The sequence below is a fragment of the Paenibacillus sp. DS2015 genome (assembly GCF_050433705.1).
GTDB lineage: Bacteria > Bacillota > Bacilli > Paenibacillales > Paenibacillaceae > Paenibacillus_AQ.
On sequence record NZ_JBNPWS010000001.1, the window covers coordinates 302,703 to 327,342 of the forward strand.

Below are 24,640 nucleotides of genomic sequence, written 5' to 3' on the forward strand. Positions count from 1 at the left end.
TTATAATACTTGTCATAACAAGTATATATAAATCAGAACATAAAGTAAATATAGTTGTTATAACAATTATATCTACTTTGTTCATATTAATCTAAAAATCGAGGAATCGGGGACAACTTGCCCCGGCCTCTCACATTAATGGGTTAGACAATTCCAACTATCGTTCTTATTTATATATAAAATTACATAATAGCAACTTATTGTTTTCTACATCTTGTATAATGAGCTATGTTAAATCGATAATGAATAGAAAGAAGGGAATTAACATTTATAAAAATCCTATCTTAATTCTAAGAACCGTGATTTTCTGCAGTGCCTTGTTAGCCGCTTGTGGTAATGAACAGCCACCTGTTGCTCGTGAAACACCAATTCCAATTGCTCAGAGTGCTGAATCTGGAAATGAAACAGAGTTAAAATCACGATATATGGATAATGCATACAGCATTGATCTGGATTCTATTCAGGAGGATCCCACCGTCCGTGCTCAAGTAAATACAGAGGTAGGAGAACTCTTTGTTATTTCTAAAGATAAAGAAGAAATTGGCCATATCGGACTGCCGAGTGTCTTCGGTGCAGAAGGTGACCTCACTTTTAGAGGTCATTATGATGTGGTTTACAAACATGATGGTTCCGAACAAGTAATCAAAGAATTTAACGATCTCATATTTGTACAGAAAACCGATAAACCGATTTCTTTTGAAAAGATTAGCTTTGAGACGGTAGATATCTATCTACTTACTCCAGAATATATGGCCACTAGAGGTTATAACTCTTATGCCTTTGGTATTAATAAAGAAAATGCAGAAGTTTTTCCTATAACCTTTAAAAAAGGTGAAAATGAGAGAGAAACAATTAATTATGCAGTGGATCACTTTCCTAAAAATGAAAATGAGAAATTAGTTGTGACTACTCGAAATAATGAATTGCAAAACCATGAATCAGAACTTATAAAGATAACATTCACATTAAATTTATCTCTAAAGCAATTTGTAGCGAAATCAGAATAGTTGATAGAATAATTAATACAGATTTATTAGCCCTTCAAAACCCATATCCTTAGAGCTAACCGTCAGACTCGCTCTTCACACTCAAAACTAAAGTTATTACGCTTCAGATACAATCGTAAAACGCTCATTTAAATGCTGCGCATTCTCGATCTCATCAAGTACGGCAATGGCATAATCCGCATAGCTAACATAGCTTTCCCCTTTGGCATTGACAATGAAGTTGTCTTGTCCTTTTTGATATGAACCTGTTCTTTTTCCATCAGGATTGAAGAACGCAGCTGGACTAATAAAGGTCCAGATCACCCCATTTGAATTATTCAAATCTTCTAGGTTTTGGACTTGATTATTTGCTGCTGCAACATATTCCGCTGGAAATTCTGGTGTATCTACCAATCGAGTTGTTTTTGCTTCATCTACATACAGACTTCCAGCTCCACCTACCACAATTAAGCGAGTGTCTGGAGAACCTTTAACCGCCTCAATCAGAACTTTTCCAGCTTCTACATATAAATGCTCTTGTCCAACAGGTGCTCCAAATGCATTGACAACTACATCTAGGGCTTGGATATCTTCACTGTTCAAGTCAAAAATATCCTTCTCTATAATGGTAACTTCTTGGTCTTCTAATTTATTAGCATCTCTAACAATAGCCGTTACTTTGTGCCCTCTGCTTTTAGCTTCTTTTACGATTAAACTTCCAGCTTTACCCGTTGCTCCAATAATTCCGATCTTCATAATAAATTCCCCTTTTATAATGTAACTTATTTAATTACCTGTAACTATAATAGTTACAATATAGGTATTTGTCAACTTTTTCACACAAAAAAAACGATCAATACCCTTCCCCATCGAGTATTAACCGTTTACTATTTTTCAGCATATTTATGTTTATTCATTCCCTTGTTTCGCCATCTCATACACAACCTGCTTCAACGTTTGCTCTTTCAATCTATCTTCCATGGCTTGCTGTGCGGCTGAGAATAGCGGTTCAATCGAGGATTGAATATTTCGTCCCACCATACAATTGGGATTAGGTGCACCGTGCACAGAAAATAACTCATTCTGCTCCACTGCACTAACAGCCTTATAAACATCAAGTAGCGTAATATCCTCTACAGCACGAGCAAGTTTAGCACCCGCTATTCCGGGTCTAACTGTCACTAGACCTGCTTTATGAAGCATTCCCATAATTCTCCGAATAACTACTGGATTCGTATTTACACTTTCAGCAATAAACTCCGAGGTATTCACAGTGGTCTTATTGATTTCTAACAAGGACAATATATGAATCCCAACAGCAAAACGACTACTTATGGCCACCCCTAATTCCCCCCTAACTTACACAGATAAATCTTGTGAATCTTCTTGTAATAATTCTAGTTACCTTTGAACATCTTGTCAAATGGGTCTTATTATGCATTTCTATGGATTTCCCTCCGCGCTGCTCGTTCCTCATCTCTTACTTGTGGACAAGTGTAGCAATAATACCCATTCTCTATCTTGTGATAAAGACAGCACGCATGTTTCATTCGTAATTGTTTTTCCGGGTCTTCCATATGCTCCACCATACGAAACTTTACATTAAAAGGATTTTTTATTCTTCCAAACACATGTGAATCTATTTCTTCTTTTAAGAATATATAATCCTGTTTCAGACGTTCTTTTACCTTAGTCTGAGTTGCTTCTATTATATACGACTCTATGTACTTCTCGAACTTTGTAGGCAGTTGTCCCCATACTTGGCCTACATTCCAGTTTGTTATATTAGATAGAGTCGCGAACAAAGGGCGCATACTTTCGCTATACAGATTCACTAATCGTTGCTGAAGCCATAGTTGTCTATTCTTCTCGTTCGTTGGCGCTTTCTGTTCCGTACAGTCATGGATTTGAAAAGATACAGGGACTCGAGCTTGTGTCGTCGGTATGAAGTGGATGGTCAAATTAATGAGTGACATATCTAATGAACTATTATAGACCGATATGATATATTGCTGAGCTAATGCGATATCTCCGATCCAGCGTGCGAAATAGGCTCCTGCTGCAGCCAAGTCAAGTGCCTTTACGAACGGCGTCACATGTGCCAAGAACTCCTGCATATGATCAGGATCTACTAAATCTAACCCTTTCACCGAATACATAGCATCCTGAGGCTTTACTTTTGTAATCTGAAATTCTATCGCCAACTTGTTGAAATCCAAAGTCTCCATCGCTATCTACTCCTTTCCCTATAACTATTTATCATAATAAGTGCTTTAAATCTACCAATAAGAGACGAATTTTAAGGGTTATGCAGTGAACATGATCCTGTTCATAACATAACCCTCTATTATAACAAATCAACGAGATTCTTTTAAGAAACTTATGCCAGTTACAATCTATTTATTATTTATTTCAATCTACCGTCTTGGCATCATAATCCGCAATAACCTGCACCGCCTCTTGCTCTTTCCCTACAATTTGACCCATTGTCTTACAAGAAGTATATGCTTCCCAACCTTTAGGTTGATATTGAACTTATCGTTTTAGGCCACCTGTAACTTCCAATATTTTTGAAGTGATCAGATGCAAAGGAACCGTGTAGTCTACACATCCCAATTCGACTGCAGATCTTGGCATTCCATATACAATACAAGTCTCTTTGGATTCCACAATAGTTGAATGTGACCCTGCTTGTTTAGCAGACATCATTCCTCTCGCCCCATCGCTCCCCATTCCGGTCATAAGAATAAAATGCCGCTTTAAGCTATTCAATTTAGATATGGAATTAAATAGTACATCAACCGATGGACGGTGGCCTTGAACCTGGGACTCCTGATGAAGTTGGATTCTAAATTCTCGATTCGTCTGGACAACGATCATATGGTAATCGCCAGGTGCAATATATACCGTTCCGCCTAGCACAAGTTGGTTGTGTTCTGCCTCAACCACTTGAACGTTGGACAATCGATTTAATCGATCTGCCAGGGACTTCGTAAACTTGGGTGGCATATGCTGAACTACAAGTAGGGGGAAGGGAAAACCTGCGGGCAGAGCTGTAATGACAGTATCCAACGCCTTGGGACCCCCCGTTGAAGTACCTATCGCTAGAATCTGATCAAATTCCTTCGCCTGTCCGGTCAGAGCACTCTTTTTTTTCCCTATATCTACTTTTGATACTGTTACATTGCTAATTATAAGATTTCTTAGAGGTATTTGTGCAGCTTGCTTAATTTTGAATACCAACTCTTCTCTTACCTTGAATAAATCAAAGGAATTCGAACCTGATGGTTTAGAGATGAAATCCACTGCACCGTTCTGCAGTGCTGTAATCGTTGCGGAAGCCCCCTCTTGTGTAAGCGAGCTTAACATAACTATAGGTGTTGGCCGATGTTCCATGATTCTTGTCAAAGCTTCCAGACCGTTCATTTCCGGCATTTCAATATCCATCGTCACAACATCTGGCTTAAGTTCCTTTACCATGCTAATGGCTTCCAATCCATTTCGTGCAGTTCCAATTACTTCGAGTGCAGCATCCTCTTCAATTAGACGCGAAATTAGTCTTCTCATAAACACCGAATCATCTACTACAAGTACCTTTATTTTCTGCACAACATCTCTTCTTCCTATCGTTGATGATTGATAATCCCCGATACCTCTAAAATTAAAGCCACTTTTCCATCGCCTAATATCGTGGAACCTGCGATACCCTCCACTTTACCCACATAAGATCCCAACGACTTGATAACAATCTCCTGATTACCAATCAACTCATCTACGGCTAACGCCAACCTTTTCTCCGCCGATCCAACAATGACTAACTGAATATGATCTTTCTTCTGTTCTCCTCTAGGCATTTTGAAATGGTCCTGTAGCCAGACGATTGGGATGATCTGATTACGTAATAAGATAACCGATTGCCCTCGAACGGTTTCAATCTCGTTATTCCTTATTCTAACAATCTCGGCGATGTTACTCATCGGAATAATGAAGGTTTGATCATTCAATTTCACAAGTAAACCGATGATGATTGCAAGCGTTAATGGAAGCTTGATCTTGAAACAAGTTCCTTGCCCCAATTCTGTCTCAATATCGATCAGACCGTTCAGATTTTCAATATGACTTCGGACAATATCCATACCTACGCCACGTCCAGATATATCACTTACTTTACTGGCTGTCGAAAATCCTGGCCGAAAGATTAAATGAATAGCCTCTCTGTCGCTTAATAACCCCGCTTCTTCTGGAGAAATGATTCCCTTACTCAGTGCAGAACTCCTCATTCTCTCGGCATCAATGCCCGCACCATCATCTTCCACATAGATAACCACTTGATTATCTTCATGAGCCGCCTTTATTTGAAGGGTTCCTTTGCGATCTTTACCAGACTGCTCCCTTTGTTCAGGTCGTTCGATTCCATGATCAACAGCATTCCGGATTAAATGAATGAGTGGATCTGCAATTTCTTCAATTAATGTGCGATCCAATTCTGTTTCTTTTCCCTCGATCACAAGTTCAATATCCTTGCCCAAATCGCGAGATAGATCTCGAATCATACGCGGAACACGGTTAAACAACTGTTCGATCGGAAGCATTCTTGTCTTCATGACGCTTTCCTGTAGATCAGCTATAATACGGGAAAGATGATCTGAAATTTGACCAAGCTCATCCACGGACTCATCTGTGAATATTCTTCTTTGCGTTCGCTCCACTTGATTGATTCGAGTGTGATCAATCACAAGTTCCCCAACCAGATTCATGAGATGATCCAAGCGCTCCACATTTACGCGAATGGTCTGCGTTTTAGACTTACCCCTATATGCTTGATCTTCATTTACATTTATTCCTTGCATTTCGATCTTCTTGTCAACGGACACTGCCATCTCAGTTGATAGGAATTCAACTTCAACCCCATCTACTTCAGATAATGTCGCTACGAAATCTTGCAATTCCTGACTGCTCTGCATACCTGCATATAGAAATTGAATTTCAAAAGTCTCATTCCCTTCTTCTCCTATTCCATCTATATCTGGTAATGAGTAAAGAACATTTCCCCACTCACACAATTTAGAGTGAATAAGATAGAATCGTGCCCCCGTAATGACACACTCCCGAGAAATACGTACAGCAATCCAAAATACTTTAAGCCCGTGATCCTGAGCCTCATGTATTTTCAACGTCGTATCCATGTTTAGTGTGGGCTTACTCCAATCGTCCAGTTTCAGCTCTCCCCGCTCTTCAGACGATTGTTTATAGGCCTGAAGATCTCGAACACATCCTGAGATATCCGTTACCGTCTCATCGTCGCGGATAATATCCTTCTGCAACTCTTTAAGACAATCTATGGATTGAAAGAGAAGATCGATAAGCGAAACCGTAACTTTCATGACTTTACTTCTTACTTGGTCTAGCAAGTGCTCCATTTCATGGGTTAATAGTTTCAATTCCTCATAACCCATCGCAGCTGATGAACCTTTTAAAGTATGAGCGGCACGAAACAGGCTTTGAACGACTTGTTCGCTTTCCCCTTCTTGCTCAAGTTGTAATATAACCTCATCCATAAGCTGCAGCTGTTCCTCAAGCTCCTCTAGAAAGACCTCTTTATATTCAGATAACAACGGTCATTCACTCCTGTTCTTGAAGCAAGATTTCATTCAGCTTTAAGATGGCTACCAGAGCGATGTTAGTTACACCAATGCCCACGAAATAGTTACCATCAATTCCACCTAAGCGTTCCGGAGGTGCTTGTATATCCGAGAACATCGTGACTTTATTGACTCGATCTACAATAATTCCCACAGTATCCTCTTGATGATGAACCACAATGATGCGGGTCGTTCTCGAATATTCCTTTTCTTCAAGATCAAAAAATTTCCGTAAACTAATGACGGGTACGATCTTGCCTCTAAGATTAATGACTCCTTCTACATACGATATGACGTTTGGGAGTTGGGTAATATCCTGGATCTTGATAATTTCGTGAATATCTTGAATGTGAATGGCATAGTGTTCTTCCTCAATAGCAAATTCAATATATTGTTCTTGCCCCATCGTCAACATCATACCTCCCGTATTTACCCTCAGTTATTTAATTTTAAAAATAGAAACAGACTCATTCAGACCTTCGGCAAGTAATGCAAGCGAATGTGATGTTGCTGCCGTTTCCTCCGATGCAGCTGCAGCCTCTTGACTCGCGGATGAGATACTTTCTATAGATTGCATTACTTCATGCGCTTGTGCTGCCTGCTCTTCGCTCGCAGCGGCAATTTCATTAACCTTATGTTCCGTTTCACTAATCATCGCCATAATTTCTTTGAATGCTTGTCCTGTCAGCTGAGACTGGCTGACGCCACTTGCTACAGCTATTACACTCTTATGAGTGTTTGCTTGCATTTCCTTAATAATGGAGGTAATCTGCGTCGTAGCCTTACCACTACGTTCGGCCAACTTCCGCACCTCATCGGCGACAACCGCGAAACCCCTCCCCTGATCCCCAGCACGTGCAGCTTCAATCGCAGCGTTCAAAGCAAGTAAGTTGGTTTGGTCCGCGATATCATCGATCATTTCAATAATCTCCCCTATCTTGATAGAGTCCTCTTCCAAACGTCCCATTTGAGAACTAACCTGAGTCATGCTTTCAACGGATTGTTTGACGGTTTCACCACCACCCTGGGCTATTAAAGTTGTTTTTCCAGCAAGCGTAGCGGCATCCTCAGCACTCTGCGCAACAGAATTGATAGCTAAGGAAAGTTCACTAAATTGTTCGTACATCATCTGCGATGCCTCAGCCTGCATGGAACTTCCATTGGCAACTTCTTCTGTTGTTGCCGAGATTTGCTGGGATGCTGCCGCAACATTCTGAGAAGAACTTAGTACTTCTCCGATCAAATCTCGTAATTTACGAATCATATCATTAACAGATACGGATAAATGCCCCAATTCATCATGGGAACGAATGTCGACTACCTCAGTCAGATCTCCGTCGGCGATTTTTGCTGTTGCACTCATCAACTGTTGAAGTGGTGAGTTGATTGAACGGATAATCCAAAAAACAAGCAGAGCTCCAAGTAATAAAGAAACAAAAATAACAACCAATGTTGTATATAGAATCCCTCGCGTTGCGCTCGCAATTTCAGACATTTCAATGCCGCCAACTATTTTCCAACCTGTTAGTTGATTGGTTGCAAATACCGCCCTTTTGCTCTTTCCTTCAAACACATAATCTACTATGCCTGTATCAGACTTATAGAATTGGGGTATAAAAGAAGCACTAGCTTCTGTACCCGGGGCAATCGACGGATGAACCATATAGTTCTGATCCTTATCCATAACCGTCACAAAGCCCCCATCTCCAATTTTAATCGTATGGATGGTTTCAGCTAAATCTGTCAGGTTAATATTACTTGCTACTACACCCGCCCCATCACTCGTTACCTTCGAGGGAACGACGACGATGTCACCCGTTGCAGCGGAAATAGATGGTTTGTTAACGACAACTACATCTTTATTTGCCATCGCTTGGGTATACCATGCTCTCGTCCGTGGATCATATTCTTCCTCCATCTTTTGCTTCGGAGACCGGATCATGAGTCCCTCTTCCGTTCCAAAGAACACCGAGAGAAATCCTGGATGGAGATTGATATATTGATCTAGTATGGTTTGAATCTGTGGACTTTCAGATCCTTCGATCATGGCTGAATGAATACGATTAGAGAGGTATTCCTTATCTGCGATAGCAGATGAAATAAGCGAAGTAATTTGGGTATCTGAGAACCTAACGGCTTGCTCTGCATTCTCAATAATCTGATTCGTAACCGAAGTTGCTGCTTTCTGATAAGAGAACCATCCGATCGATATACTAGGCACGAGTAGAATCACTATAAAAGCAATGATCAATCGAGTTTTAATTGTAAAATCTAATCTTTTTCTAAACATACAGGTTCCTCCTTATTACGGTTATCTGAGTTTGAAAACAGATACCAGACCATTTAATTCCTCTGCAAGTTGAGCCAATGATTTAGCCGTTGATGCGGTTTCTTCACTACTTGCTGCTACTTCTTGGGTTGCTGCAGATATACTTTCAATGGAGAACATAACCTCTGAGGATTGTGCGGCCTGTTCCTCGCTGGCTGCAGCTATTTCGGTTACTTTGTAAGATGTTTCATTCATCATCGATAGGATATTTTCAAACGCTTCACCGGTCTTATGTGAGGAAGCAACTCCCTCTTCTACCGCCTTCACACTCTGTTGCGTGTTCTCTTGCATACCTTTGATAATTCTCGTAATCTGCTTCGTTGCCTCACTGCTTCGCTCAGCTAATTTCCTTACCTCATCAGCTACAACTGCAAATCCTCGCCCCTGGTCCCCAGCACGAGCTGCCTCAATGGCTGCGTTAAGTGCCAGAAGATTTGTCTGGTCCGCAATATCGTCAATGACTTCAATAATCTCACCAATCTTATTCGAATCTCCTTCAAGTCGAGACATCTGTTCATTCACATTTGTCATCCCATCAATGGAGAGTTGCACTACTTTACCTCCGTCTTGCGCGATGTTCATCGTTCTCTCAGACAGTTCAGATGCTTGTTCAGCACCCACAGCTACGGAATTAATAGCTATAGATAACTCTTGGAACAGCTCGTTCATTGTTTGGGCTGCGCTAGCTTGATTCACACTGCCGCTCGCAATTTCCTCTGTACTAGCTGAAATCTGCTGGGAAGCCGCAGAGACCGTTTCTGCAGAGACCAGGATTCCACCTACTGTCTCTCTTAAATTCAGAATCATCTCATTAACTGAATTAGCCAATATTCCGATCTCATCTTTGGTATCCATATCCGAAGTCTCGCTTAAGTCCCCACCCGCTACTTTCCCTAGCAATATGACCACCTTCTTTAACGGTCGTGCTATAATCTGGGAGATCAGATAGCCTAAGCCAATGCTAAGGAGGAGTGCAACAATAATAACACTGAACGTGATAGTTCTAGAGGATGTATATAGGTTACTCGCATAAGTGCTCGCACTTTCAGCCTGTTTCATGTTGATCTCAATCAAACTATCTAGAAGATCCTGCATCTTTTTCGTTGATGCATTTAGAGGTCCTTCTAACAAATAAGCAGTATAATCCTGTGAGCTTATATTGGTTCTGTTCACCTTAAGTACTTCATCTACGCTATCGGTATAATTTTTCCATGCGGAGGGGAATTCTTTCATCTTCTCCAGCTCTTCTTGTCTCAAGGCAGTACTAGAGTATTTATCAACTACACCTACAAGACTATTAATATTTACATCAATTCGATCCTCGAACTCCTTTATCTCTGCCGTTGTTTTAGCCATCGTATTTACATCTCGTATCTCTATTCTATTTAGCATGAATAAATCATTTGCTCCCGCTAGATAAGTAATAGGAATTAATCGATTATCATACATATCATCAATGGATTCATTCATTTTACTTAAATTGCTTATGCCATAAAACCCAACGATGCCCAATATAATAGAAACAACTGCAAACGCGGAAATTAACTTCATCGTTGTCTTTAAATTATAAAACCACTTCATGTTCCAACACTCCATTTATAATATTTTAGTATTTATACTTCCTATAACTTTGGCATCTATGCCTTTACCCAGCTCAAACACCGCTCCTAGGCTTTGAAGAAAGCAAGCTTAAATGGATCTGTCCTACATTTTTGAAATCTAACGTCACTGAGAGGCCTTGCTCAAATCCATACATTCGAACCCTTCCCACCATAATTATTGGTGGTGTAATATCAATGTATCTCCCCATTTCCGATATTATAGTAGAGGTTCTCCCCGCAATCATATTCATAATCTCAGCTATACAGCTATGGAACATCTCTCCGCTCAGCGACATTCCATACAGAGATTCTCCTAATTTGATAAAAGTTTGACGTTCCCCTTCCATTAGAATTCTCCCAGATACATCACCTGCAATACCCACAAGTACGCCCATTTCACTCTGTAATACAGTATTCGCAAACGATTTCGGTGATTGAATTCTACTGGGAATCGTGATGATTTGGTGCACAGATTCAATCGTGATGGCTAATAAATCTCTAACTTCCTCATGACTATTCACCTATATCTTCCCTTCCACTTCACTTCAAAAATTGATACTTAAGAACTAAATCATCATAAACTATGGGAAGAAGTTGGTAACCGAATTTCTTTTGCGTGACCGCGCAATAATATTGCGGTTTCTTGCAATGGATATACCTATATCTGATTCACAAATTTATATTTGACAATCTGTCACAGAAAAAATCCCGTTTCACAATGATGTGAACGGGATTCATTTACATAATAACTATTTCGCAAAAGTTCATTCGTGATTAAAATCTGAAGAGTCCAAGATCCCCATCTGTTTAGCCTTTATTGCTGCTTCCATTCTTGATTTAACATTAAGCCTTTGGAATAGACTAGTTAAACTATATTCCAGCGATCGCTGGCTCATAAGGACATTCTCGGCTATTTCTTTATTCCTTCTTCCTTTCGCTACCTCTTTTAATATTTCATATTCCTTATTGCTAATATTGAAGTTGGCCTGTTCTTCTTTTGCTTCCAGTCCCATGAGCGTCGTTCTTCTCAACTGCTTAACTAAGGAGATTGGGAGAATAACTTCTCCCCTTAAGGCACAACGGATTGCTGTAACGAGCTGTTCTCTATTCGTAGTTTTGAGTATAAATCCAAATATGCCCGATTCAATCATCAAGTTAAAGTGGTTATTAAATTCATACCCCGTATAGATTAATATGATAGCAGCCGAATTCATTCTCAATACTTTTTTGGCCAAATCAATTCCATTGTCATCGGCAATATGAAGATCGAATAACATCACATCAAATGATTGCGAACTTACCATTTCCATAACTTCCGCGGCAGAATTAGCGAGATAAACCTTCATATCTCCTTCCAGTTCAAGTATCATTCTAGTGCCTTCCATGACAGATGGATGATCGTCAACCAACAAAATGTGAATCATATTACTTTCACCTCTATATCATATAATTTTCCGTTACATATCTATTACTTAGAGGTATAGCTATAAAGATTGCAAGGCCATTATTATTAGATGAAATAAATTTTATTGTCCCATTCATACTACGGACCCGCTCCCTTATACCATAGATACCCATACTTTTATATGAATTTTCAGTCCTTGTAACATCCATACCAATCCCATTATCTTCATATTCCAATCGAATGTATTCGTCTTGACCAGCAAATAGAATCTGAACCTTCGTTGCACAAGAGTGTTTCGTAGCATTAGCTAATAGCTCTTGCACAATACGATATAACCCAATAAGTTGATCCTCATTTAACTTATGGCCTAAATTATTTGCCTCAAACTGAATACTATAGTCAGAACGTAATTGCGTAAATTCGAATAGTGCCTCCAGCGAAGAAATAAGTCCATCTCTAATTAACATAGGCGGTCTTAGCTCATTACATGTGATTCGTAGTTGATAAACAACATCGAGTAAACCCTCGGAGATTTGTCCAAGTTGCTCCTTAAGTGCTCCGTTGATAGATCTATCTGTCAAAAGTAGATCAAGCTTGCGATACCAGATAATCTGCTCTTGGAGTGCAGAATCGTGTAAATCCTGCGCGAGATGTTTTCTCTCATTCTCGGACAGATTGAACATGAATCGCAGAAGCCATGTAGGAGTGACTTGCTCGGATCCAACATGTTCAAGCTGCTTGGTTAGATCTTCGATGATCAGAAAGTTATCAAATAGAACATTAACATAGCGGGTGAGCGTTACAAGCCAGACTCTAATAGATGTAATCTTTAAGCCTAGCGGTTTTTCATCAATACAAAGTATATAACTTTTCTCCTTGTTCTCATCTATCTTAAGGGAATAACCCTTGTCTGTTTCGATAATTTCGCATAATTTATCACGGTTATGTTCCACCTCTATTATACTTACGTTTGAAACCTCTAGTATATCTCTTACTTCTTTCAACAAGCGCTGTTCCATCTGACTGATTTTCATAACGCCGAAGAGATCATGCGAAAAATGATCTAAACTCGTCTGTAAACGGAAATACCGTTCCTCGCTTTCACGAATAACTTGCTCCGTAACCTTTCTATCCTCTTCCGCCCTTTTTCGATCCCTGATATCACGAAAAATGGATATTCCAGCATTTTTCCCCTTGTACGGAATCGTGCTGGCTACCACTTCGACATCGATAATTAATCCATCTGCACGAATGACTTTTTGTTCCACAAGAGTGGCGAACTTTTGTTGCTTATAGATCGTTTCTCCCAGTCGCTCCTTCACCATCATCGTATAGTCGGGATGTACACAATCAAAAATAGATTTACCTACCAATTCGCTTAAACTTGATACTCCGAATAATTCAAGACCGGCAAAGTTTACATAAATAAACTTATAATCGCTATGGAGGACGATGGCTTCAGGTGACAATTCAATAAGGCGCCCACTTAGCTCCTCGCTTTCCAATAGAGCTTGTTCTACTTGTTTCTTCTCTGTAATATCTTCAAACATAAGCTGTATAGAGGAAGAATGGGAATCATATATGGATAACATTGATACATTAATAACGCAGCCATCCGAACGAACGACTTGATATTCGGCAGGGAGAGAGTAGCCGTTCAACAACGTATTATCCATGGCTACTCTTACAGATTCACGGTAATCTGGATGAATCCATTCCATCAAATTCGTTACAAGAGTATCCTTTTTAAGCTCTACACCTAGTATCTTGGCACCAGCCGGATTAATATAACTAATTTTACTTTCCTTATACACAGCGATCGCTACCGGAGAGAGCTCTACCAATCTACGATAGCGTTCTTCGCTTTCTTGGAGAGCTCTTTCCATCTTTAGGCGTTCGGTAACATTCGTTATTAAAATAAGGGTCATCTCTGTTATATCGTCATATATTCCAATAATCTCTGTTTCAATGATTTGACCATCCAGCGGAATGATCTTGTACTCCTCGGCTCCTATGTAATTCTTATCTGCTAATTGCCACCAGCTACTCAGAGCCCTTTCACTATAGTCTGAATGTATGAAATCGTAAATCGACTTCCCCATTAATTCATCAGTCTGGGTTGCTCCAAGCAAGTGCATTCCTGCTGGATTGATATATACCATTTCACCCTGGCGGTGGGAAATCATCGGTTGAGGCGACAGCTCAATCAGTCTCCGATAACGTTCCTCGCTTTCTCTAAGTTCGTTTTCGATTTCCACTTTTTTAGTAATATCTCTCGATAAGATAACAATGTTCTCCATCTCTCCATCATCACCAAATACTGGAGTTCCCATAGATTCAAGATGAATGATATGACCATTGGCTTGGACAAAGCGCATTCGTAACAATTTACTTCTTTTAGTTTGCAACATATCCACGACCTGATCTATCATAAATTGCCTATCATCCTGATGAATGTATTCCAATATCGTTGTGTCCTTAATTAATTCTAAAGGGATACCCATTATTTTCTCACAAGAAGGTGAAGCCACAATGAAATTCCCATCAGAATCTAGGACAACCATCAAATCCTTCATATTATCAGTTATTAACCGATACTCTGCTTCACGTTCAGCCAGCCTTTTCTCTACTTCCCTATTTACCGTTACGTCTTTAGCGATCGTAAAAGCGCCCACAATTTGATCATTCACTTGAATTGGAATATTTTTCATATCCCAGTAAATAATTCTTCCATCTTTATGAACCGATTGTACAGCATAATGTTGTGCATGCCCTGCTATAGACTTTTCAAAACAATCCGTCATCACCCCAGTATGCTCAGCACCAAAGACATCCATCATTGTATGACCCTCTTCAGCTACATTCAATTGTTCTCCAGTAATCTTCTCCGCAGCCGGATTGATAGCCAAAATATTGCCGTGAAGATCTAATTCGCATACAACATCTGAGTTGCATTCAAATAAAGATTTATAGCGTTGCTCACTTCTACATAGAGCTTCCTCCAGAACCTTTCTCGCGGTAATATCAGCCACCATACCATCGAGACGAACCACCTTTTGGGATTTATCCAGACTTGAGATGATTCTAACTTGGATCCACCTTAGTTCACCATTCGAATGGACAATCCGATATTCGCTTAGATTTGGCATCCCTTTTCTTGCAGATACTATGATTTTATCAGTAAGAGATTTATCTTCTTGATGGGCGATATCTGACCATAAATGAAGTCCTTTTGCCTCCTCGACTGAATAACCCGTAATTTTAGTTATTGCATCCGAAATGAACGATACTTTCTTCGAAACAATATCATAAGACCAAATGGCCACGTCAATTTTATCCAACATCTCTTGATACAATGAAACTGTGCTTGCTAAATGTTCTTGGGCAGCTCTTTTCTCGGTTATGTCGAGTACAACTCCATCTATTCGATAAACCTCGTTATCCTCATTTAGAACAGGAATACCAATACTTTGAACCCATCTGAGCCCATTTTTCTGATTAAAGATGCGATGCTCAATGCTATTTGTCCGACCCGCATATAACTTGTCCATGTGTTTATTGAATATATGAATATCTTCCGTATAAACCATTTCCTGCAAGAAATTGGGTCTGTGGTAAATTTCCTCGCCAGAACAACCCGTCCACCTCATGAAGCCAGCAGACATGCTTAGCCGATTTATTGTTTTATCAATAGACCAAGTGGTTGTATCGCTGTTACTAAGTGAATTCATACCTGAGACCACCTTCTCCTTAAATCTCTCTTCCTCTCATAAAATTAACAGGTTATTGCGGATGGGTAAAGCCTAACTTATTAAAGAAAATCCTTACATTATAATCAAATCACCTTAATGAAAATAAACATAAATTTCATCTCAGGATATAACAGATTCCTGACTTGTAATTTGGCCTCATTTGTTCACTTTCCAATTTAATGTTAAAATATTGGCTACTGTCGTTTCTAAATGGAGGTTTGATCTATGAGTCGCCGTAAACTGCAAGACAGACTCAAATTGAAAGAAGTCGAAACCGTACACGGGGAGCAATTCAATAATTTATTGCGCTATGTATTTCAAGTAACCAATCGAGATCTCCAAACCTTTGGCTGGGAGAATAGGGAGATTGCTCAGTCTAAGCTTCCGATTCTCAAGCATGCCGATGTTATAGGTTGGTTTGATGGCGAGAAGCTTATATCCCAGATTGCTGTGTATCCCTTCCAAGTGAATATTTATGGTCGTATTTATGATATGGGAGGACTAACAGGCGTTGGAACCTACCCTGAATATGCTAACTTGGGCTTAATGAACAGACTTATGCTCCATGCTTTAAGTAAAATGCGGAATCGGAAGCAATCCATCTCATATCTGTATCCGTATTCTATCCCTTATTACAGGCGCAAAGGTTGGGAGATCATTTCCGATAAAATCTCTTTTGAGGTCCCAGATACCCAACTGCCAAAGCTAAAAAATGTACCCGGAAATGTAGAACGAGTAACCATTGAGCATCCTGATATTAAGAAGATCTATGAGCAAGTTGCATTGCTACACCACGGGGCCATGCTCCGAAATGAGCTGGCTTGGGAAGAATATTTACGTTGGGATTTAGATGACATGACCGTTGCTATCTACTATGACAGCAATGATTTACCCATGGGTTATTTATTATATTGGGTGGCTGAGGAAATATTTCATATGAAAGAAATGGTTTACATCAATGAAGAGGCTCGAACAGGTTTATGGAATTTCGTTAGTGCCCATTTCTCGATGATAACACTTGTCAAAGGTGACATCTATAAGGATGAGCCGCTATCATTCATGTTAGATGATGGCGATATTAAGGAAACGATCGCTCCCTATTACATGGCTCGAATTGTAGATGTCACCCTCTTCATTGAGCAGTATCCTTTTCAATGTCTGGAGAAGGAAAGTAAGCTTATATTCAATCTGCATGACCCTATGCTTGAATGGAATCAAGGGACATTCACATTAACTGTGGACACATCGGGCAAGGGATACTTAAAAGAAGGTGGACTTATGCCTTCCATTACCATTGACATCTCTACCTTAACTACCATGCTGATGGGTTATAAGCGTCCAACTTACCTCGCTCGAATCGGTCGAATTCAATCCGGTGATAATTCCATCCATCTACTGGAACAATTAATTAATCGTGAGCATCCCTATTTCTCTGATTACTTCTGATACGCTTAGAAGAACATCATTACAAACTCGTTTCCCCATAATATATTCCAGTGATTCTAGCTGCTCCTTAAACTAGGATCACTCTTCATTTTCAGGAGAGTTGCAAATACTCAATAACTTCCGAGTTGGGACAATTCTCAATTTCACCACAACATAAAAAGAGGTCAACCAGAAGAAACTGGCTGACCTCTTAATAACAAGAGAAATGTTAGTTCAATTTATTCTATTTAGTTGTATTTACTTACCAATACGAGCGAAAGGAACCGTCAGTAAGTCGATATCGCCCCACTCTTTTGGAGAGTTGGAGTCACTTACTCCTGGCGTATCGGAAGTAGCAGGATCATTAGGAAGAGTATCCACTGGCGAGAATTCACCTTGGTGGAGCATTACACCAATTCCTGCGTTCTGTATATCCGGATTTCCGATTGCGCTTAATGGAATTTTTGCTTCATAGAAAGTATCACGATTCACATCGTGGCCAAGCGCCATGAAGTCAACTAATTTGCTTGGATCGGTAACATCATCAGCGTCTTTAACGCCCCATAAGGTACTGTATCCTTTGCCTTTAGCAAATTTAACGGTAATTCCTGCAGCTGCGCCTGTCTTATAGTTCACTCCCGCATCATCAACAGGGAACATACCGTTTACGGCTCTGGAAATGTAACCGGAGTGGAACATATTCGAAGCGATGTTAAATTGATAATCTGGAAGGTTGACTCCGCTCCATATTGGTTGAAGTCCGTTTTTCTTCCACATATCATGTGTTGCTCCAGCGCCCGCAATCGTATCGATCGCAAGTGTTTGCGGCATATCCATGGATCGGATTGGTGTGCCGCCTGCTGAACCAGCATTAGCAGGATCTACAATGTCTGTTACATCTACATACTGCCAAGCAAGGTACAGGTAATCGCTATCCCATGCAGCCCACAAATGGCTTAGATCCATTGGCGATTCATGAAGAGACCAATTACTACCAAGCGTACGCGGATCGTCACCAGCCATGTCAATGGCAATCAGCATTTCATCTGTCCATTCACCAGCATTAACGCCATCAATCGTGATTGGAGATAATACGCGCTTACCGAATGTCGGATTCGTAGAGTATGGTTTATTTCCACCTGGAATGATGACAGTTCCCTTTAATGTTGTAACTGCGATCCCAGTGCTTTCTGCTGAAAAGTTATTAGCAGCGTCGTAAGCTTTGACCGAGTAATTATATGATGTTTCGCCTGTTAATCCAGTGTCCGTGAAACTAGTCGTTGTCGAAGTTCCCACTGAAGTTCCATTGCGATAGATCTCATAACCTGCTACAGCAACATTATCCGTTGAAGCTGTCCAAGATAGACTCGCCGTTGTTTCGGTCTTTCCTGTAGAAATAACATTCACCGGCACACTTGGCGCTTGTGTATCGGAACCCCCTGAGGTTACAACACTTACTTCGTTGCTGACACCGGAACGATTGCCCGCTTCGTCGTAAGCTTTGACTGAGTAATTATATGATGTTTCGCCTGTTAATCCTGTATCCGTGAAACTAGTCGTTGTAGTCGATGTACCTACTTTAGCTCCATTACGATAGATCTCATAACCTGCTACAGCAACATTATCCGTTGAAGCTGTCCAAGAGAGGCTCACCGTTGTTTCGGTCTTACCCGTAGAGGCAAGATTCGCCGGCACGCTTGGCGCTTGTGTATCGGAACCGGACGAGGTTACAACATTTACTTCGTTGCTGGCACCGGAACGATTGCCTGCTTCGTCGTAAGCTTTGACTGAGTAATTATATGATGTTGCGCCTGTTAATCCAGTATCCGTGAAACTAGTTGTTGTCGATGTACCTACTTTAGCTCCATTACGATAGATCTCGTAGCCTGCAACCCCAACATTATCCGTCGAAGCTGCCCAAGACAAGCTCACTGTGGAATTGGTTTTGCCAGTAGAAGCAAGGTTCATCGGCGTGCTTGGCGCTTGTGTATCTCCTGGCTCGTCTGTAGAGTATTTCATATCATCGACGATAAAGCTTCCTGTACCATTCGCTCCAGATTTAGATCCACGAAGGATAGCATACACCCTAGCACTAACTGCCGTCGCTGGTGTTTTACCTTTTAACTCCAGCGGAATATACCCACTCGTAACCTCCGTTTGATCTACCTTTGCGTGACCAACATATGCCATGCCAGTATTGTAAAAGTTGATGTATAACTGAACCTTTGCATTAGTCAAGCTGTTCACTTTAAATTGACCACTTGCGGTATATGGTGTATTTCCTACAACCGGAACAGCCTGATTTACCATAGCCGTCTGATCATATAACAAATTGGAACCCGTCACCTTCTGTGCTTTATTTCCAGAAGCAACTGGTGTTGTTACCAATTCGAATGATGAGTTTGCGCCCGTTGAAACTACTTTCGTCCAATTGTTCCCCACACCATTAATTCCTGTGTAGAGTTCAAATCCAGGGTTAAGAAGTAAGTTATTAGTGACTTCAGCTAATGTGGTCACGTTGGAAGCTATACTAGGAAGGGACACATTCCCTGCTGCATCTTTCGCTTTCACTGTAAAGCTGTAAATCGTGAATGGTGTCAGCCCTGTAACGGTAAAGCTGGTTGTTGCTCCCGTTACACTTCCAGCCAACTCACTACCTTTGTAGATGTCATAGCCAGTTACAGCCACGTTATCCGTCGAAGCCACCCATTGAAGAGTAACGGAAGATGACGATACGGTGCCTGTTAAGTTAGTGGGTATTGAAGGTGAGATTGTATCTGCTCCAGTTGGCACTTCAACTGTTATCTCACTGCTATATCCAGAGAAGTTATTTGCAGCATCACTAGCGCGAACTTGGTACTTGTAAGTCGTACCCGCTATTACCGTGCTGTCAATGAAAGTTGTTGTATTAATATTAAATTTCTCTGTGGTTGTACCTACCTTTCGGCTTATTTCGTAGCTTTTCACACCAACATTATCCGTAGAAGCACTCCAAGTCAGAGTAACAGCCTTAGGTGTTCCCGTACTGAGATTACCCGCAAGATTAGCAGGAATAGAAGGTGCAGTAGTATCGATGACTACCGGTTTTTCACCGACCTTCACTTGTCCTGCAGCACCATTATTTCCAGGAATGTAAATATTGTCACCTACATTGAAGAAATAGTTCTTCTGGCCATTACTATCCCACACGTTGCTTCCGTTATTGAAGCAAGCTTCCAATCGTGTTGCCGTTCCGATATCGATCGTGATTTTTTTGTAACCAGGGCTTAAAGGATCATTCACCATGGTCTTGCCTGGTACGGCCGTCCATGTTCCCCCCTCTGCACGATAGTGGATATTAACATTCGTTCCACCCTCTTTGTAGTACACAGTCACTTTATTACCTGGGGCTGGAATTCCCGGTTTACCCGCAGTTACAACGCCAGCATTATACGTATTATCGCCTTTATTAAAGAAGTAGTTTTTTTGGTTGTTGCTGTCCCATTGTCCGCTACCATTATTAAATGCAGCTTCGACACGAGTTGATGTTGAGTTTCCAAGATCAATGGTGTATTCGGCGTAACCAGTAGTTTCAGACTCTGCCATCTTCACACCTGGAACAGCCGTCCAAGTTCCACCCTCGATACGATAATGGATGTAAGGCGTTGAGTATCCTTTCTTGTAATATACTGTAACGCTGTTGTCGCCACCCACTTCAGGTGGATTAGTTGTTACACTCAAATCGTTACTTGGATCGGATGTGCCGCCAGATTGGCTTCTAGCAATAACTTTATAAATATATGTCGTTTCCGATGTCAATCCGCTATCCTTATAGGTTGCTGCTGTAGGTGATCCTACTTTGACATTGTTGCGGTATACATCGTATCCAGCAATTCCAACGCTGTCAGTGGAACTATTCCAAGTTAGCGTTACCGTTTTGTCCGATTTAGCAGATGTAATCAGGTTCGTTGGTGTAGTTGGTTTAGTTACGACACGCGGATCCGTATCGTGCCAAGTGCTTCCGTCATACCAGCCTGTTGCTACTCGTGTGAAGCCAGCTTGATTCTGTGCAGGTAACTGCTTACCTGTACTGTCTCTAAAGATAAACGATGCCTTTTCAGCGGTGTTGAAGCTGTAAACGTACCAATCGCCCCCAGCACTCTCCATAGCTGGAGCTGTAGCCCAAGTAGGGTCATTGTCCTTAGGTGCTGTATCGTAGAAGTAAAGTGCTGGAGTTCCCCAGTTGGCAGGTTTCTTGAAGAATATTTGTAGCTTGGCGTTAGGATCTCCCTTCGTAAAGGTGTAGGATGCTGTTCCATTGCCATTCTCATTCGTAGCCATCAATTTCAGTGTCTTCGTATCATCAATGGCCATGTCTGCACCAATGGTGACCGTTGCACCGTTTGTAAATGTAATGCCATTAACCGGATCACTACCATCAAGTGTGTACTTTCCGCTATCCGCATTCTTCACAGAAAGCGTTAAAGTTGTTGTTTCAGTTTTGAATTTACCTCCAGCTGGAGAAACCGTAAGAACTGGGAATTTTAAATTAACGCCCACGTTCTCAATCAGAATAACCCCAGTGGAACCGGCAGTAAACTTGGCTTTGCCGTTACTTACAACGACTTCACTTTTCGTGTACGCATCGCGCACAGTCGTGCCGTCAGGGAATACGCCAGATACGTTAACATCTACAGTACCCGAAGCCCCCGTTGCAACAACAACTTTATCTAGAATATCGCCTTTCTCATAGGTACGTGAGAAGGTATAAGGACCGTCTGCTATTTTTGCATGGGTACCTGCACCTACAGCAATGTGATTGTTTCGGAATTGTCCAATCTTCTGCCAGTGTTCCAGAATACTCTGATTCTGGCTACCCCAGTTCATAGATGAGCGTGACCCTTGATCTGGGTCTGAGCCCGTAGCACCAAACGGTCTTCCAGATTCATCTCCATAGAAAGTTTGGACACCACCTGGAAGCAGCAGCATCGCTGTACCCGCTTGTATCAGGCTACCACGATTGTAAAGCCCTCTATCGTGTGAAGAGATATAGCTAAGCACGTTATAGTTAGGCAGATCGTTATTAAGTTCACCTGCATAGCGGGAGAAGATGCCTTCCAGATCACTCATGTTCGCTCCTTGGAACGAGAAGTTAATCAGGGAATCGAATCCATTATTGAAATAAGTGCTGTCTCTACCGAGACCTTGACCCCATACTTCACCTGTCATCCAGAAGCTATCACTCCAATTTGCTCCTGGTTTCGTTGGATTGTTCTGTCTCCACTTCGTAAGAGCACTGTTGGTGCTTGTTTTTAACTCTTTCCAAACGTCTGCGCCTACATGTTTTGCAGTATCGACACGGAAACCGTCGATTCCGAATTCTTCAACCCATGAGGACAGCCATTTCGTCATGTACTCCTTCGGAGCGATGTTCAGGTCTTTGCGATATTGCTTAGCAGCTGGAACGATCCAGTTGTCATAACCACTAGTCTCTTTGTTGAACTTTGTTTTCAAGAGGGGTGGCAATCCCGTTCCACTTGTCGATTCAGTCTTGATGTCAGGCAAGAAACCTACACAAAGCGTAAGGTCGCCACCTCCACATTGGTCGTAACCCGCAATGTTGCTTGCGCGAACCCAACTATTGCCCCACCATGAAGCCCATGCACTAGTATTATTTGTATTCATAATGGTATTGTGTGTATGCCAAGTCTGACCTTGACTTTTATTCGGAGTCCAAGAGCCGGCCAGTCCACCACTGTCTCCATATCCGTATTCTGCCATGTCCACGACAGTAGCATAACCAACATGGTTCATAATAACATCGAGAACAACACGGATTCCTTTGGTATGTGCGAGATCAACAAACTCACGCATCTCATCAATGGTGCCAATGCTTTTATCCATTTCAGTAAAGTCGAGTCCATAGTAACCGTGATAACCGTAGTGGGCAAAGTCACCATCTCTACCCCCTACCCATCCGTGCATTTGTTCCCACGGTGCAGTAATCCAGATCGCATTCGTACCTAGATTAGTGAAATATCCTTCTTCAAGTTTCTTCGTCAAACCTTTAATATCTCCGCCATGGAATGTACCCACATCAGAGCCCCAAGCATCTGTTTTAGGTCTTCCATATGCGCCATCGTTGCTTGCGTTACCGTTGTTGAAACGGTCCGTCATGACAAAGTAAACGTTTGCATTATCCCAACTAAATGGACTGATATCTTGTACTATTCCATTTGTTGCTACTGTTATAGCTGGTTCAGAAGCTGCCGTGAGTATAGGCGTATTTGTCACCTCTGCTGCCGATGCTACTTGACCATTGGGCATTACTGCAAAACTCCATAACATAGAGCAGAGCAACACCATGCTCAAGAAAACTTTACAACTCTTTTTTACCATTAGCTTGTCCTCCTCGTAGAACTAAATTGTTAGTTAAAGCAAGTAACATGATCTGCATTCCATTGATGGTATTTACCCCCTTCAATCTGCAAACGTTTGCACCTTAGTCAATCTTATCAACCTATGTTAAAGTTTAGTTAAATTATCGAAAAAATAAATCATAGATTTGAAAAAAATGAGAACATGGATAGCTTTTTAATTTGGGGTTAGGTTAGGCGTCGTTTGAAACTTCTACTAGAGATACCGCTCCGTTAAATTTATATCCGGCACCTCTGACAGTATGGATATAGAGTGGTTTTCTTGGTTTCTTCTCAATTTTTTGCCGCAAGTTATAAATATGAACCATGACAGTCCGTATATCTCCCTGCTTAATATCTCTCCATATAAGATCATATAGGGTTTCAGTATGGAACACGCGATTTGGATTCTTGGCTAAGATAACAAGGAGTCGAAATTCTTTGGAGGATAAGATCACTTCCTTACCATTGGACAGAACAGAGTGCGCAGAGGGATCAATTTCTAAGCCTGGATAAAGTATCAAATGACGTTGATGAACAGGGAAAGCTCGTTTGTATCTGCGAATATGTGCTTTTATCCGAGCATGTAACACATCAAAGCTGAATGGTTTAGCCACATATTCATCTCCCCCTCGGTTTAAAGCTTCAATTCCCAGAGAATCATCAGCATGATGACTGGTAAATAGTACAGGTTTATCACTAAATTTGCGCAACTCTGTACATAAGTCTAAACCGGATACGTATGGCATCGATACATCAAGAATAATAAGATCAGGATCATGGGAATGAATGAGGGTGATTGACGCTTGGCTGCTGTAAGAATAGCTAACGGCTTCGAATCCATGCTCGGACAAATATTGAACCAGAAGTTTGCGAGTGTCTGCATCATCATCCATGATTATGATTTTATCCCGCATAATTAATTTCTCCTTTCATATCAATTGAAAGCGTATTCTAATATAGAGATATATTGCCCATTCAACCCAATTGGATGACTATTCGCGAAGGTTCATCTCAGGTCCATTTTACCTATAATTATATTATTATGGTAAAATAAGGACTTCAACTTGTGTTCAATATTAACATTATAAGAGCATTTATAAGC

At 41.0% G+C, this 24,640-nt stretch carries 15 protein-coding genes; 2 read left to right on the forward strand and 13 right to left on the reverse strand.

The genetic code is table 11. The features are described from left to right. Positions 1–242: 242 nt before the first annotated feature. Complete coding sequence (locus J2T13_RS01635; protein WP_429367702.1) at positions 243–1,007, forward strand: hypothetical protein; 765 nt, start codon at positions 243–245, stop codon at positions 1,005–1,007. A gap of 96 nt (positions 1,008–1,103) precedes the next feature. Here the strand turns inward: J2T13_RS01635 and J2T13_RS01640 are convergent, their stop codons facing one another. From J2T13_RS01640 to J2T13_RS01690, 11 genes are all read right to left on the reverse strand, one after another. Beyond that, positions 1,104–1,742, reverse strand: coding sequence for an NAD(P)-dependent oxidoreductase (locus J2T13_RS01640; RefSeq protein WP_429367704.1), 639 nt, complete (start codon positions 1,740–1,742; stop codon positions 1,104–1,106). 153 nt (positions 1,743–1,895) lie between these two features. Next, a complete protein-coding gene (locus J2T13_RS01645; protein WP_429367706.1) occupies positions 1,896–2,327 on the reverse strand; it encodes an Rrf2 family transcriptional regulator in 432 nt (143 codons plus the stop codon). Positions 2,328–2,419: 92 nt separating this feature from the next. Continuing rightward, complete coding sequence (locus J2T13_RS01650; RefSeq protein WP_429367707.1) at positions 2,420–3,214, reverse strand: (2Fe-2S)-binding protein; 795 nt, start codon at positions 3,212–3,214, stop codon at positions 2,420–2,422. 307 nt (positions 3,215–3,521) lie between these two features. Next, complete coding sequence (locus tag J2T13_RS01655) at positions 3,522–4,595, reverse strand: protein-glutamate methylesterase/protein-glutamine glutaminase (protein WP_429367708.1); 1,074 nt, start codon at positions 4,593–4,595, stop codon at positions 3,522–3,524. A 14-nt stretch (positions 4,596–4,609) separates the two neighbouring features. Next, entirely contained in the window at positions 4,610–6,601 is a 1,992-nt protein-coding gene (locus J2T13_RS01660) for a chemotaxis protein CheA (RefSeq protein ID WP_429367709.1), read from the reverse strand. A 7-nt stretch (positions 6,602–6,608) separates the two neighbouring features. Beyond that, entirely contained in the window at positions 6,609–7,034 is a 426-nt protein-coding gene (locus tag J2T13_RS01665) for a chemotaxis protein CheW (protein ID WP_429367711.1), read from the reverse strand. A 33-nt stretch (positions 7,035–7,067) separates the two neighbouring features. Then, a complete protein-coding gene (locus J2T13_RS01670) occupies positions 7,068–8,918 on the reverse strand; it encodes a methyl-accepting chemotaxis protein (RefSeq protein ID WP_429367712.1) in 1,851 nt (616 codons plus the stop codon). Positions 8,919–8,939: 21 nt separating this feature from the next. Beyond that, positions 8,940–10,538: a methyl-accepting chemotaxis protein gene (locus J2T13_RS01675; RefSeq protein WP_429367714.1), complete on the reverse strand. Its 1,599-nt coding sequence runs from the start codon at positions 10,536–10,538 to the stop codon at positions 8,940–8,942. Positions 10,539–10,611: 73 nt separating this feature from the next. Then, positions 10,612–11,079, reverse strand: coding sequence for a chemotaxis protein CheX (locus tag J2T13_RS01680; RefSeq protein ID WP_429367716.1), 468 nt, complete (start codon positions 11,077–11,079; stop codon positions 10,612–10,614). A gap of 243 nt (positions 11,080–11,322) precedes the next feature. Beyond that, the gene (locus tag J2T13_RS01685) at positions 11,323–11,982 is read right to left on the reverse strand and encodes a response regulator (RefSeq protein WP_429367718.1); all 660 of its coding nucleotides are present in this window, start codon (positions 11,980–11,982) and stop codon (positions 11,323–11,325) included. Between the two features lie 13 nt (positions 11,983–11,995). After that, a complete protein-coding gene (locus J2T13_RS01690) occupies positions 11,996–15,694 on the reverse strand; it encodes a PAS domain S-box protein (RefSeq protein ID WP_429367719.1) in 3,699 nt (1,232 codons plus the stop codon). A 246-nt stretch (positions 15,695–15,940) separates the two neighbouring features. Between J2T13_RS01690 and J2T13_RS01695 the strand changes: the two genes are divergently transcribed. Beyond that, complete coding sequence (locus tag J2T13_RS01695) at positions 15,941–17,161, forward strand: GNAT family N-acetyltransferase (protein WP_429367721.1); 1,221 nt, start codon at positions 15,941–15,943, stop codon at positions 17,159–17,161. Between the two features lie 237 nt (positions 17,162–17,398). Here J2T13_RS01695 and J2T13_RS01700 read toward each other — a convergent pair whose 3' ends face one another. Both J2T13_RS01700 and J2T13_RS01705 read right to left on the reverse strand, forming a co-directional pair. Next, positions 17,399–23,518, reverse strand: a complete 6,120-nt coding sequence (locus tag J2T13_RS01700) for a carbohydrate binding domain-containing protein (protein WP_429367723.1) — start codon at positions 23,516–23,518, stop codon at positions 17,399–17,401. A gap of 211 nt (positions 23,519–23,729) precedes the next feature. Beyond that, positions 23,730–24,452 carry a response regulator transcription factor gene (locus J2T13_RS01705; RefSeq protein ID WP_429367724.1) on the reverse strand — a complete coding sequence of 241 codons (723 nt, stop codon included), beginning with the start codon at positions 24,450–24,452 and terminating at the stop codon, positions 23,730–23,732. Positions 24,453–24,640 lie beyond the last annotated feature (188 nt).